Raw genomic sequence first — 13,437 nt, 5'->3', positions numbered from 1 at the left:
CCTAGGCGGCGGGTTCGGCGTAAATTTCGGTCATGTCCATTTCGATCAAAATGTCGTCGAGGTCGGGCGCCGCATCGGTGAGCGCGGCCTCAATCTCAAATCGTAACTGATCGCCAGGCTCTTCAAGTCCATTCCGCCGCAGTTGAACGATTGCGAAGGCTTTCTCCGCTGTGGTGAGTTCCACATGGAGGCCGCGCGCGTTCCACTTTGGCTGCATGCGCGCGATGGCCTGCAGCAGGCGTTCCTCAACACTCTGTGGATGCAGCCCATGAAGCAGCAAGATCGCCGCGATTTCCTTTTCCTTACTGATCTGTTCAATTAAGGCCGGGCCGCCGCCTGAGCCCGCAATAATTGCGCTCAGCCGTTCAAGCGCTCGGCCATGCAGATCGAGCAGAAGCGTCACTAGCCCACGCGCTGTTTCTCGGTCCCTATCATCTGACATTCGCTCAAGCGCGGCCGTGAGCGCTTCGAGCCGAACCAGCGCTTGCTCGATCGTCTCCGTCTCACGCGCTTCCACGCTCATGGCGATTTCCGCGATGCGCCAAACATCGGCGAATGCCGGGTCTCGATAGTTTTCCCGCCGCCGACATACATGTGGACGCCGCACGGTAGACAGGGATCAAAACTTCGCACGGCGCGCATGATGTCGATGCCTTTGAAATTGTCCGGGCCGTTCTCCTCAAAAATCGGCGTGTTTTGTATCGAATCTTCGTAAGGTCCGGGCGTTCCGAAATCGTCCCTCGGCGTCGCGTTCCAAGGCGTCGGCGGATAAGGATGATAGTTGGCGATTTTTTTGTCTCTTATGACGAGATGGTGAGACAACACGCCGCGCACCGCCTCATGAAAGCCGCAGCCGATCGCCTCCTCAGGAACTTTGAACTCGGTCCAGGTCTTTGTGCGGCCGGCCTGTATTTCTGCGAACGCCTGCTCGAGGAAGTAATAAGCCGCGGCAGCGCAATAGGCCTGGAAATAGGTGCGCGCCCGATTACGTTCGATCGCATTGCTCCACTTCGGAACCTTCCATTCAAACTCCACTGCAGGTTTGAGCGCTGTCTTGGGCAGGTTAATCTTGACGCTATCGCCCGTCGCTTTGACATAGCCGCCGATGTCCACGAGTCCCGCCAGCGCTGTTGCGAAGAGTCGCGCGAAGGCGCCCCCGCCGGTGTCGAGCGCAAGATGATCTCCGCTGCTCTTGTCGAGCCAGCGCGGACACATCACCCATGAGTAGTTCTTGTCGAAGTCTCGTTTCTGCGGCCTTGGAATGGTCGTCTGATTCCACGGGTGTTTCTGATCGACAGGATTGCCTAACGGGTCGTTTTTGACGAAGGTTTCGCAATCGTCCCATGACTCGTAATAGGACTGCCCGCGCAGAATGCGAATTTGCAGATTGATGTCGACGAGGTCCGTCGTGACGAGCTTGCCGTCCACGACAACGCCTGGGGTGACGAACATCTTTCGACCCCAGTGCGTCATGTTCTTGTAGTTGTAGTCACAATGGTCTGGATCCTGGAACGATCCCCAGCAGCCCATAAGAATTCGTCGACGTCCGACTTCCTCATATCCCGGCAACGCCTCGTAAAAAAAGTCGAACAAATCATCGTGCAGCGGCACGCATTTCTTCATGAACTCGGCGTACCGCACGAGACGAGTCAAATATTCAGTGAAGAGCTGGTTTGAGGGCACGGTGCCGACGCCGCCCGGATAAAGGGTGGAGGGATGCACATGGCGTCCCTCCATCAGGGCGAACATCTCACGCGTATACCGGCTGACAATCAATGTCTCACGATAGAATTCGCCAGAAAATGGATTAAGCGCCGTCATGATTTCGGCGATCGTGCGATATCCGTGCGCATCAGCATGCGGCGCCGGCGTCCTTTGCGCCTTGGCCCAGACGCTTGGATTGGTTTCCTTGATCATCTGCTCGCAAAAGTCGACGCCCACCAGATTGTCCTGGAAGATGTTGTGGTCGAACATATATTCCGCGGCTTCGCCGAGGTTGATGATCCAATCAGCCAAAGGCGGCGGCTTAATTCCGTAGGCCATATTTTGCGCGTAGACCGAACATGTCGCGTGATTGTCGCCGCAGATGCCGCATATCCGGCTGGTGATGAAATGGGCGTCACGAGGATCCTTGCCCTTCATGAAGATGCTGTAGCCGCGGAAAATCGATGACGTACTGTGACATTCGGCGACATGCCGATTCTCGAAATCGATCTTTGTGAAAATTCCGAGACTACCGACGATACGGGTAATCGGATCCCAGTTTTTCTCGACGAGGTTGGGCGACGCTTTTTTGGGGCTCGGAGGCGCTGAAGGACGGGTTGCGAGGTCGACCATGATCGCGGTCCCTTAAATTAGAGTGGATGAGTCTTGCTCGGCCGTTCAGGATCGTAGCCAGTGGTGTAGGTCGGCTCCTTATTGCGCCACTTCGGCTCTCTGTTGAGCGTGTGATTAGTGATCTTGCGCAAATTTCGGATCAGAACGCCGTAGGGCTGGATTAACGTCGATGAGATGCGCCCCCCGGGCGGCTCGTCCATGAACGGCATGAACTTGTCGGGGAAGCCCGGCATCGTGCAGCCGATACAAATGCCGCCAACATTCGGACAGCCGCCAAGTCCAGCGATCCAGCCGCGCTTGGGCACATTGCACTGAACCACCGGACCCCAGCAGCCGATCTTCACCAAGCACTTCGGCGAGCCGTACTCGTGCGCGAAGTCCGCCTCCTCATAATAAGCGGCGCGATCGCATCCTTCGTGAACGGTTGGGCCGAACAGCCACCGCGGACGACCATGGCCATCGACAGGAATCATCGGCGCGAGCCCAGCGAGCTGACGCAGTAGATAAAGAAATGTCTCCATAAAATTGTCCGGCTGAACGGGGCAGCCCGGCACGTTCACGATGGGCAAGCCGGCCTTGGATTTCCATTCGACTCCAAGATAGTCCTGCAAGCCCATGCAGCCGGTCGGATTCCCTTTCATCCCATGGATGCCGCCAAAAGTGGCGCATGTGCCGGCGCCGATTACCGCGAGCGCCTTTGGCGCCAGCCGATCAATCCATTCGGTCGTTTTGATTGGTTGGCCTGTCGATGTATCCGTGCCAACTGCCGCCCAATACCCATCCCCGCTCAGCTTCTCGTTGGGAATCGATCCTTCGACCACCAGCACAAAGTGTTCGAGTTCCCCACGCGCGCCCTTGTGAAACGCCTGCATGAAATCGTCGCCGACGTCGTACGCCAGCACCGCATTATGCAAGTGGACCTTCGGCAGTCCTGGTATGGCGCCGAGCATGACGTCTTCAATGCTCGGCTCACTGGCGGCGGTGATGGAAACAGAATCTCCATCGCAGCTGAGCCCAGCAGTGAGCCAGAGTACGTGAACCTCTTCGATTTTGGATGGAGGCGTCTCTTTTCCTTTTGGGAGTGGATTGGGGTCTGGAGCCATCGGTCAATCCTTTCACCAAAAGAAGCGCGCGCGACGCAATTTTGTCCGCCCCTAGGCGCTCGGCGGGGCGGATGGAGTTTTCACATGTTGAGAAGGGGCTACGACTGTCACGAGGGTAACCCTTGCTTACGCGGAGCGGCCACGAACAGGCCTGTCGATTGAGGGGGAAACTCGGGAATATAAGAAATGTTCCTAAGTAGACTCGATTTTGCAGTCACTAAATTTTTATTCTTGGGCGTGGCGGTGCGGCGCAGACGGCATGCCGTATCGCTGCTCTGCGGCTGGATAATGAGGTGTGCGAATCTCGCTTTTTTCAGATTTCGCTCATGACCTGAGCATATGAGATGAACGCGAACAGAGCGGTTCCCCCGGCGGCATCCGCGAAGGTCAAAGAAGGCAAAATAAAAGCCCGCCAAGCCTAAGGCTCGGCGGGCTGGTTTGGGGATGGTTTTCTACCAGTAAACTTGAGCGCGAACTTCGAACAGATCCGGATGCGCTGCGCTTTGATATCTGCCCTGAAGAGCGAGCAACCCTGGCGGAACAAGACCGAGGAATCCCGTCCCCGCGAACGCCGCCGCCGAGCCTGCGCCCAGCGGCGCGGACCAATGCAGCACATGCGTCCAGTTCGCCTGGAAGTGGAAGCCGTTATCCGGATACCAGTTGATGCCTAAGGTCGTATTCTCCTGTCGGCCGCCGGCGATCCCCGCCTGATTGGCGATGAGCGCCGTATTGAGAATGTTCGGCGCGACGATCGTCGTATAGGTCAACATGTTAAAGAGGCCCGAACCCGACCAGCGGCCGCTGTTGAGGTTGATCGAGCTGTAGCGGGCGGCAAGGCTCACGGCGCCGTAGCCGCCCTTGCTGAGCGGATTGAGAATCTTGACCTGCTCAAAGACAGCGCCGTTCTTGTCTTTAACGCTGTAGCCTGCAGCGCGCTCCTCGCCCGTGATGTACCATTGGCCGTAGGCATAGAAGCCGTTGAAGAACGCTGAAGAGCCGCCTGGCGTGAAGCCGAAGGGCGTAGCGGCGCTTGGGAAGAAGTTGCCGATCAGCGCCGCCTGCAGCATCTTGTTCGGGTCACGATTGACCTGCATGCCGATATATTCAGCCTGCATTGAAAGCGGACCCCAGGCGCCGGCGAGTTCGAAGCCATATTGGAATTCGCTCGTGACGCATTTGCCTGTCAGGTTGGCCGTCGTCAGGTTGGCGAGCGGGAATGCGCCCGGGAATGTAATCGTGCTGCAAGAAAGGTCCGGCGTGCCCAGCGTTTGCATGCCGAGAACATTGGCTTCCGAACGCAGGCGATTGCCGACGCGCAGCATACGATCGTCGCTGACGCCTGTGGCGTCGTTCGGCTGGTGATACCGGCCCGCGACGCCAAGGTGGAGTAGCTCATGTTCGGTCTTGATCGGCGCATAGGTCAGACGGCCGGTCAGATCGAAATATTGTCCGCCGCCGCGCGGAACCGGCGCCCAGAAGGTTGCCGGAGCGCTGACCAAGGTGGGGTTGTTAATGTTGTCCTCGAAGCTCGTCGAGAATACGCCAAATTTGGCCGTCCAATCTTCGCCACGCGCCGCGACAGCGGCGCCGACGTGACGGGATGCAGCGAAGGCATCCACCGACAGCGGACGCTCGATGAAGTCGAGATATTTCGTCGAGTTCAAAGAGTCCAATGAGAAGGGCTCTCTCATATTGCCGACCTGTACCCAGACAGGGCCCTTGGAATAAGGGGTTTCGGTGCCGGGAACGTAAATTCCCAGATAGGCGTCGCGGATGCCGCCGAGCGCGTTGCCCGAACCGGTCGAACCGGCGAAATCGTATTCGAGCTTATAGAACCAGATCTTCGCGGCCACACCCTCGACGTCGAGACGTGCGCGACGCACGCCGGCAAAGCCTTTGTAGCCGAAGTTGTTTGGAACGCCGATTGGATAACTGATGCCGCCGCCATCGATCTGAAGGCGGCCGCCGATTTTGAAGCTGTAGGCCTTGTCCTCGGTTTCCACGAACAAGCCGTTCCTGAAGCTGACGAAGACCGGCGGCGGCGGAGGCGGGCCTGGCGGCGCCTTCGCCACCACTGCGGCGTTTGCGACATTGGTCGCGCGTTTGCCCTCCGTCTTCTGCTTGGCGACCTGCGCCTCAAGCGCCTGCAATCGCTCTTTCAGGGCGCGGATTTCTGAAGCCGTATCGGCGCCCGCCGCTTCAACGGCAAATGCCACATTCGAGGCGAGGGCAATAGCCGTCGCCGTAACTGCAGCCCCGAGTTTTAGTTTTCCCTTTGACATGCCCGCTCTCGCCTCTCATCGTGGAGGTTTGCGCCTCTGCGAACTATCTCCATCCACGCCGCGAGAGTCAGTGAACCGAAATGTCTACATATTGTCTATATAGTTTATAGATAAACTTTTGAATTGAGCGAAACCGTTGCGGTAATGTCACAGTTTGTCAGGATTGAGCGCTCAGGCGGCGGCGCCAGACGCCATCCGCCTTCTATTTCTGCAAAGCGAAGAAGAGGCGCGGGTATCGCAAAAGGACTTTGCCGTCCGGCTGTCGCGGATAGGCCTGCGTGAGCCGCTCTCGGTAGCGCTCAAGAAATTCGACTCGCACGTTTTCGTCCAGCAGATCTAGAAACGGACGAAGTCCCGATCCTTCGAACCATTCAACAACCCCGTCAGGGCCGTCGAGGGGGTGAACATAGACCGTCTGCCAAATATCAATCGTGGTGCAGAGCGGCGCGAGCAAATTGTAGTATTCCTCGAGCGGACCGAGCACCATGATCGACTTGGCGACGGGCAGCAGACGCGGCGCCCAAGGTCCATCCGCCGCCACCATACGCATGGCCGCGTGGGAAAGCTCATGCGTATTGTTCGGCATTTGAACCGCGAGACGTCCGCCAGGCCGCAGATAACTCAACAACCTCGTCATCAACTCACGATGATCAGGCAAGAAATGCAGCGCCGCATTGGCGAAGATCAGATCGGCTGGTTCGGAGGGGCGCCAATGTGCGATGTCCTCTTTAATGAAGGTCGCGGTCGGCGCGCACGCGCGGGCGACGGCAAGCATATTATCGGACTTATCGATCCCGATGATTTCAGCCCCGGGGAAACTCATGGCGAGGAGCTGCGTGCTGTTTCCGGGACCGCATCCGAGATCGAACACTCGTCGCGTGTCGCAATAAGGCGTGCGCGCAAGCAGATCGCGGGCGGCGCGCGTACGCTCCGCTTCAAATTTCAGATAGAGAGCCGAGTTCCAGTCGTTTGTTGCGCTGCTTGCCTCGATCCTTTTAGCCAGCGTCCAGCTCAAATGCCGTCTCCGGCGTTGACATATCCGCCATTTTCGTCCGCCGGAAAGATGCGGGCTTTCGCCAGCGAAAGCGGGACGCGGCCGCCGAGCGAAGCTGAACGTTCGAGCGGCGAGTCGATTTCGAGCGTTTGATCGTAGCCGTCGATGGCGATCGTGGCGCGAACGCCAGCGGGCGTTCGCCGCAGACTTTCAACGCGACCTTCGAGATCGCCATTTCCTTCAGCCGCGACGGCGATGTCCGCTGGGCGGAAGAAGACTCTCGCCGGTCCGCTGCGCAAGCCGTGCGTGTCGATGTGCAATTCGCGGCCGCCGAACCTCACTTGGCCGTCTGCGATAGCGACTGGCAAAGCGACTGCTTCGCCGACGAAAGAAATGACGAAAGGCGAAGCTGGACGATCATAGAGCTCTTCAGGGGTGCCGATCTGTTCGATGCGGCCTTCGTTGAGCACGACGACGCGGTCAGCAAGCTCCATCGCCTCGTCTTGATCATGCGTGACGAAGACAGTGGTCAATCCCGTTTGCTTATGAATGTCACGCAGCCAGCGGCGCAAATCCTTGCGCACGCGCGCGTCAAGCGCCCCGAATGGCTCGTCTAACAACAGCACGCGCGGCTCGATCGCGAGCGCGCGAGCGAGCGCGACGCGCTGGCGCTGGCCGCCGGAGAGTTGCGCTGGATAGCGGGCGCCAAGTCCGTCGAGTTGAACGAATTGCAAAAGCTCGGCGACCCGAGTTCTGATCGCTGAGCGTGACGGTCGCGTGCGCCTGGGACGAACCTTCAGACCGTAGGCGATATTGTCGGCGACGGTCATATGTTTGAACAGCGCATAGTTCTGAAAGACCATGCCGACATGGCGATCCTGCACAGGCAGGCCGGTCGCATTCTCGCCGTCGAACAGGACTCGACCGCGATCTGGAGAATTAAGGCCTGCGATCACGCGCAGCAGCGTCGTCTTGCCAGATCCCGAGGGCCCGAGCAGCGCAACGAGTTCGCCGGATTGAATGTCGAGGCTGACATCGCGCAGCGCCGGAAAGGCGCCGAAATCCTGCTCGACTCCCTCGATGCGAATCGAAGCGCCGCGCTTAATCGTCTTAGTGTCGGCGAACGCTTCCGGAAAGCGCATCGGCGTGGCGCCACTCAAGGAAGGTCTTGAGCCCGAGCGTGACGAGCGCCAAGCCTGCAAGAAGAACCGCGAGAGCGAAAGCGGCGACATTGTTGTACTCATTGTAGAGAATCTCCACCTGAAGCGGAATTGTGTTGGTCAGGCCGCGAATGTGGCCGGAAATGACGGAGACTGCGCCGAATTCGCCCATGGCGCGGGCGTTACACAGCAGCACTCCATAGAGCAGGCCCCATTTAATGTTGGGCAGCGTCACGGTGAGAAAAGTCTTGAAGCCCGAAGCGCCGAGCGTGAGCGCCGCTTCCTCCTCGACCTTGCCCTGCTCCTGCATCAAAGGAATGAGTTCGCGCGCGACGAAAGGAAAGGTGACGAAGATTGTCGCCAGGACGATGCCTGGAACCGCAAAAATGATCTGCACGCCATGAGCGGCGAGCCATGGGCCGAAGAGGCCTTGGCCGCCGAACACGAGCACATAGACGAGACCGACGACGACCGGCGATACGGAGAAGGGCAGATCAATCAGCGTGACGAGAACGCTCTTGCCCGGAAAGGAAAATTTGGCGACCGACCACGACGCGGCGAGCCCAAACACGAGATTGGCTGGCACGGCGAGCGCCGCGACCAGAAGCGTAAGACGAATGGCGGCGAGCGCATCTGGATCGTCGAACGCGGCAAGAAAGGGTTCAATCCCTTTGCTGAAGGCTTCGACGAAGACGATGGCAAGCGGCGCCAGGAGGAAGACAGCAAGAAACAACACCGCCGTCGCAATGAGCGCATAGCGCGCAAGCGGCGAGTCTTCTGTGACGGGCCGATATTTGGCGCGACGCTCGTAAGCGGAGGTTATGGCAATCTCAGACACGACCGAACTTCCTGCGGCTCCAAGCGTGGACCAGATTAATGAGGAGCAGCGCTGCGAAAGAGATCGCCAGCATGATCGTCGCGATGCCGGTCGCGCCAGCGACGTCATATTGTTCAAGCTTCACAACGATGAGCAGAGGCGCGATCTCAGACACGTAAGCGATATTGCCGGCGATGAAAATCACCGAGCCATACTCGCCAATTGATCTGGCGAAGGCGAGCGCCAAACCGGTTAACAATGCCGGCGCCAAAGGCGGCAGCATCACGCGCAGGACGGTTTGTAGCCGACCGGCGCCAAGAGTGGCGGAGGCCTCCTCCAGCTCAACTTCAAGCTCTGAAATAATCGGCTGTACTGTGCGCACGACGAACGGCAGGCCGATGAAGATGAGCGCGACCAAAATGCCCAAGCGGGTAAAGGCAATCTTGATGTCGTAGCCGGCAAGCGGCGCGCCGAACCAGCCGCTGGGAGAATAAAGCGCTGCGAGGGAAATGCCGGCGACGGCGGTCGGCAGCGCGAAGGGCAGATCGACGAATGCGTCGAGCAGTCGACGGCCGGCAAAATCATATCGCGTGAGCACCCAGGCGACGATGAGGCCAAAGAACAGATCGACCACCGCCGCTGCGAAGGAAATGAAGAAAGTCACACGCAACGCTGCAGCGACGCGCGGCTCAGAGGCTATTGCGTATAAGCCGGAAAGTCCTAATCCCGAGGACCACCAGATGAGCGTCGCGAGCGGGAACAGGACGATCAGGCCGAGATAGATCAGCGTATAGCCGAAAGTCAGGCCGAAGCCTGGAATGACGCTCGGCGCGGTGAGGCGCCGAGCGTTTTTGCCGACAAGAATCGGGGAGGTCACCTTGTCAGCTCTTGTTTCTGGATTTCGTCAAAAATGCCGCCGTCGGCGAAATGCTTCTTTTGCGCGGCCGTCCAGCCGCCAAATGTTTTGTCTACGGTGATGAAATCAATTTTGGCGAATTTCTTTATATCGTCCTTCGACGCATACTCCGGATGAACGGGGCGATAGAAATTGCGCGCGATGATCGCCTGCGCCGGCGGCGAATAGAGGAAGTCGAGATAAGCTTCCGCAAGTTGCCTGTTGCCCTTCGCGTCGGCGTTGGCGTCGACGACGGCGACCGGCGGCTCCGCCAGAATAGATTGCGGCGGCGTAACGATCTCGAATTTGTCAGCGCCGAATTCCTTGAGCGCAAGAAAGGCTTCATTTTCCCAAGCGAGCAGGACATCGCCGATGCCGCGCTGGGCGAAGGTTATCGTCGAGCCTCGCGCGCCCGTGTCCATGACCGGCGCGTTCTTGTAAATAGCTCTCACGAAGTCTTTGGTCTTCGCTTCGTCGCCGCCGAACTTTTTCAGCCCATATCCCCATGCCGCCAGATAATTCCAGCGCGCGCCGCCGGAGGTTTTTGGATTGGGGGTAATCACGGCGACGCCGGGTCTGCTTAGATCATCCCAATCCTTCATGGCTCTCGGATTGCCCTTGCGGACAAGAAACACGATCGTCGACGTGTAAGGCGAGGAGTTGTTGGGCCGGCGCTTCTGCCAATCGACAGGGATCTTGCCGCTCTTGCTGGCGATCGCGTCAATATCCGCGGCGAGCGCCAGCGTCACGACATCAGCGTTCAACCCCTCGATCACAGCGCGCGCCTGTGCGCCTGATCCGCCATGCGACGCCTGGATTTCGACCGTTTCGCCGGTCTTGGCCTTCCAGTCGGCCACAAAGGCCGGGTTGATCGCCTTATAGAGTTCGCGCGTAGGGTCGTAGGAGACATTCAGGAATGTCTGGCCCGCCTGAGAATGCGCGCTAGCCAGCATCATTAGCGCAACCAAGCCCCCCAAAATCCCCAGGCCAAGACGCTTCTGCAAATTCTCACTCATGTTGGCTTCTCCATTAGTCTATAAAATCGGTAGCATGAGTATACTGTTTTGGCAAACGGATTGGAGCGCTCCCGTCGGACGCCGGCTGTTCAGCAGATTTTTTGGCCTCTGGAAGAGCGAGAGGAGAAGTTACCAGCGCAGCACTGCGCCGCCCCAAGTCATCCCCGCGCCGATCGCCATCATCGCGATGACGTCGCCCTTTTTCAGCTTCCCGGCGCGATTCGCCTCATCGAGCGTGATGGGCATGGAGGCGCTCGATGTATTTCCATAGCGGTCGATGTTGATCCAGCATTTCTCGAAAGGAACGCCGAGACTTTGCATCGCGGATTCGATGATCCGCTTATTAGCCTGATGAGCAATAACGTGATTGATGTCGGCTGCGGTCAAACCAGCGGCTTTTAGAGTCTCGCCAACTACTTCAGGCAACAGCCGGGTGGCGACCTTATAGACTTCGCGCCCGCGCATTTTGATTTTGCCGGCCTTTTCTTCCAGCATTTCGGCTGAAGGCGGACGGCGGCTGCCGCCGCCATAGATGCCGAGTATGCCCGTCATGGAGCCGTCCGTGCGCAGACTCGCGGCAAGCACGCCGCGTCCTTCCTCTTCGCTGGCGCCAAGCAAAATCGCCCCCGCGGCGTCGCCGAACAGCACGCAAGTTTCGCGATTGGTCCAGTCGACGAAGCGACTTAACGTCTCGGCGCCGATGACAAGAGCCCGCTTCACTTTGCCGCTTCTGATGAATTGATCAGCGATGGACAAGCCATAGAGCGAACCGGCGCAGGCGGCGCCCACGTCAAAGGCGAAAGCGTTCTTCGCGCCAAGCTGCGCCTGGACAAATGACGCACAGGACGGCGTCGGCGTGTCGCCAGTCACCGTGCAAACGACGAGCATGTCCACGTCGTTCGGCTTCACGCCAGCGAATTCCAGCGCCTCGCGCGCGGCGGCCGCAGCTAAATCGGATGTCGCCTGATCATCCGCAGCTACTCGGCGCTCCTTGATGCCGGTGCGGCTAACGATCCACTCGTCGTTCGTCTTGACGATTTTCTCAAGGTCGGCGTTGGAGAGGACACGCTGCGGCGCATAAGACCCTGTTCCGAGAACTACGGAATTCGTCAAGACGAGGCGCTTCCTTCTTCGAGGAGCTGGGGCCAATTGCCGCCAGCGAGGCGCTATTCATTAAGAGCGGCTCAGGCCAAGCGCAAATTTTCTTTTTTTGGCCCACCGCAAACACCCGGCATCGTGGCCGACTTATTGGCTTTTTTTGGCCGACGCCGGCGCGTCTCAGAAAGGACACCGTGAACCCTTTCTTAAAGCGCGCACCACTAGACCATTGCAGGGGCCATCGGAGTTGCGTTCATGATCCACGCCATCGTCTTTGCAGCCGTCGCGCTTTTCGCTCTTCTCGGCGCTCTGACCGCGTAACGCCGAGCCTGCGATTGCAAAGACGGCCCGAGCATGGCAATGGGCGCCATGCAGGATCAACAAAGGCCGGCGAACGCGGCCCCGCGCATCTCCTTTGTCTCTCTCGGTTGTCCTAAGGCGCTTGTCGACAGCGAACGGATCGTCACGCGTCTGCGCGCTGAAGGCTACGAGCTGTCGCGCAGCCACGCCGGGGCGGACGTCGTCATTGTCAACACTTGCGGTTTTCTCGATAGCGCCAAGGCGGAGTCGCTTGAAGCAATCGGCGCCGCGCTCAACGAAAACGGCAAGGTAATCGTCACCGGCTGCATGGGCGCCGAGCCCGAAGCAGTCTTGGAGCGCTTCCCGCAAGTGCTGGCCATCACCGGCCCACAGCAATATGAAAGCGTCGTTGAGGCGGTACATCGCGCGGCCGTTCCGGCGCATGACCCGCTTGTCGACCTTCTCCCCGAACAGGGCGTGAAGCTCACGCCGCGCCATTACGCTTATCTTAAAATCTCGGAAGGCTGCGACAACAGCTGCTCTTTTTGCATCATTCCGCATCTGCGCGGACCGCTCGTCTCGCGGCCAGCCGCCGACGTATTGCGCGAAGCGGAAAAGCTGGCGCGCGCCGGCGTCAAAGAGTTGCTCGTCATTTCGCAGGACACGAGCGCCTATGGGCGGGACATTCGCTACGCCGAGAGCATGTTCGGCGAACGCGGCGTGCGTGCGCGCTTTCTTGATCTTGCGCGGGAGCTCGGCGAACTCGGGCTCTGGATTCGCCTGCACTATGTCTATCCCTATCCCCATGTTGACGAGGTCGTGCCTTTGATGGCGGAAGGGAAAATTCTTCCCTATCTCGACATTCCTTTTCAGCACGCTGCGCCGAATGTGCTGAAAGCGATGAAGCGCCCGGCGAATGAAGAGAAGACGCTGGAGCGCATTCGCGCCTGGCGCGAGGCGTGCCCTGACCTCGCGTTGCGATCGACGTTCATCGTCGGCTTTCCCGGCGAGACTGACGCGGATTTCGAGTATCTGCTGGATTGGCTGGATGAAGCCGAGATCGATCGCGCCGGCGCCTTCAGATACGAGCCCGTCGCCGGCGCCCCAGCCGAAGCGCTTGGCCTGCCTGCCGTTCCGGACGAAGTGAAGGAGACGCGCTGGCGACGCTTCATGGAGAAGCAGCAGGCGATCAGCGCACGGCTGATGAAACGCAAAGTGGGCAAGCGCCTTTCGGTCATCATCGACGAGCCGGGCGGCGGACCAACGGGGGCGCTCGCCAAGGGCCGCACCAAGGCGGACGCCCCGCAGATCGACGGCGCGGCCTTTGTCGCATCGCGGCGCCCCTTGCGTGCGGGCGACATCGTCACGGCGAAAATCGAACGCTCGGAGGCCTACGACGTCTATGGCGCGGCAGCCTAGAGCAGCCCTATATTGG

General features: G+C 59.1%; 11 protein-coding genes. 1 reads left to right on the top strand and 10 read right to left on the bottom strand.

Going from position 1 to position 13,437, the window contains the following annotated elements:
• Position 1 precedes the first annotated feature (1 nt).
• The 10 genes from FEV16_RS01600 to FEV16_RS01555 form a co-directional block, all read right to left on the bottom strand.
• The gene (locus FEV16_RS01600; RefSeq protein ID WP_138165858.1) at positions 2-523 is read right to left on the bottom strand and encodes a nitrogen fixation protein NifU; all 522 of its coding nucleotides are present in this window, start codon (positions 521-523) and stop codon (positions 2-4) included.
• A complete protein-coding gene (locus FEV16_RS01595; protein ID WP_138165857.1) occupies positions 520-2,337 on the bottom strand; it encodes a nickel-dependent hydrogenase large subunit in 1,818 nt (605 codons plus the stop codon). The genes FEV16_RS01600 and FEV16_RS01595 overlap by 4 nt, the downstream gene beginning before the upstream one ends.
• Before the next feature lie 17 nt (positions 2,338-2,354).
• Positions 2,355-3,440, bottom strand: a complete 1,086-nt coding sequence (locus tag FEV16_RS01590) for a hydrogenase expression protein HypE (RefSeq protein ID WP_138165856.1) — start codon at positions 3,438-3,440, stop codon at positions 2,355-2,357.
• Positions 3,441-3,892: 452 nt separating this feature from the next.
• Positions 3,893-5,722 (bottom strand): porin, encoded by a 1,830-nt coding sequence (locus tag FEV16_RS01585; protein ID WP_138165855.1) that lies wholly within the window; start codon positions 5,720-5,722, stop codon positions 3,893-3,895.
• A 202-nt stretch (positions 5,723-5,924) separates the two neighbouring features.
• Positions 5,925-6,737: a trans-aconitate 2-methyltransferase gene (gene tam / locus FEV16_RS01580; protein ID WP_138165854.1), complete on the bottom strand. Its 813-nt coding sequence runs from the start codon at positions 6,735-6,737 to the stop codon at positions 5,925-5,927.
• Entirely contained in the window at positions 6,734-7,858 is a 1,125-nt protein-coding gene (locus tag FEV16_RS01575; protein WP_138165853.1) for a sulfate/molybdate ABC transporter ATP-binding protein, read from the bottom strand. The genes tam and FEV16_RS01575 overlap by 4 nt, the downstream gene beginning before the upstream one ends.
• Entirely contained in the window at positions 7,827-8,699 is an 873-nt protein-coding gene (gene cysW / locus FEV16_RS01570) for a sulfate ABC transporter permease subunit CysW (RefSeq protein WP_246657178.1), read from the bottom strand. The genes FEV16_RS01575 and cysW overlap by 32 nt, the downstream gene beginning before the upstream one ends.
• Before the next feature lie 7 nt (positions 8,700-8,706).
• On the bottom strand, positions 8,707-9,570 hold the full coding sequence (gene cysT / locus FEV16_RS01565; protein ID WP_138165851.1) for a sulfate ABC transporter permease subunit CysT: 864 nt from the start codon (positions 9,568-9,570) through the stop codon (positions 8,707-8,709).
• Entirely contained in the window at positions 9,567-10,604 is a 1,038-nt protein-coding gene (locus FEV16_RS01560; RefSeq protein WP_138165850.1) for a sulfate ABC transporter substrate-binding protein, read from the bottom strand. The genes cysT and FEV16_RS01560 overlap by 4 nt, the downstream gene beginning before the upstream one ends.
• A 129-nt stretch (positions 10,605-10,733) precedes the next feature.
• Entirely contained in the window at positions 10,734-11,717 is a 984-nt protein-coding gene (locus FEV16_RS01555; RefSeq protein WP_138165849.1) for a beta-ketoacyl-ACP synthase III, read from the bottom strand.
• 354 nt (positions 11,718-12,071) lie between these two features.
• Here FEV16_RS01555 and rimO point away from each other — a divergent pair, with 354 nt between their 5' ends.
• Positions 12,072-13,421 carry a 30S ribosomal protein S12 methylthiotransferase RimO gene (gene rimO / locus FEV16_RS01550; RefSeq protein WP_138165848.1) on the top strand — a complete coding sequence of 450 codons (1,350 nt, stop codon included), beginning with the start codon at positions 12,072-12,074 and terminating at the stop codon, positions 13,419-13,421.
• Positions 13,422-13,437: the final 16 nt, after the last annotated feature.

This window comes from Methylocystis sp. B8, from assembly GCF_005771425.1.
GTDB lineage: Bacteria > Pseudomonadota > Alphaproteobacteria > Rhizobiales > Beijerinckiaceae > Methylocystis.
The sequence above is the reverse complement of the archived record's forward strand: the minus strand, read 5'-3'. Positions and strand labels throughout refer to the sequence as shown.

Excerpts from the sequence above, each read along its gene's own strand:
- FEV16_RS01590 (WP_138165856.1), bottom strand. The coding sequence starts at position 3,440 with ATGGCTCCAGACCCCAATCCACTCCCAAAAGGAAAAGAGACGCCTCCA.
- rimO (WP_138165848.1), top strand. The coding sequence starts at position 12,072 with ATGCAGGATCAACAAAGGCCGGCGAACGCGGCCCCGCGCATCTCCTTT.
- FEV16_RS01560 (WP_138165850.1), bottom strand. The coding sequence starts at position 10,604 with ATGAGTGAGAATTTGCAGAAGCGTCTTGGCCTGGGGATTTTGGGGGGC.
- FEV16_RS01595 (WP_138165857.1), bottom strand. The coding sequence starts at position 2,337 with ATGGTCGACCTCGCAACCCGTCCTTCAGCGCCTCCGAGCCCCAAAAAA.
- FEV16_RS01600 (WP_138165858.1), bottom strand. The coding sequence starts at position 523 with ATGAGCGTGGAAGCGCGTGAGACGGAGACGATCGAGCAAGCGCTGGTT.
- FEV16_RS01575 (WP_138165853.1), bottom strand. The coding sequence starts at position 7,858 with ATGCGCTTTCCGGAAGCGTTCGCCGACACTAAGACGATTAAGCGCGGC.
- FEV16_RS01585 (WP_138165855.1), bottom strand. The coding sequence starts at position 5,722 with ATGTCAAAGGGAAAACTAAAACTCGGGGCTGCAGTTACGGCGACGGCT.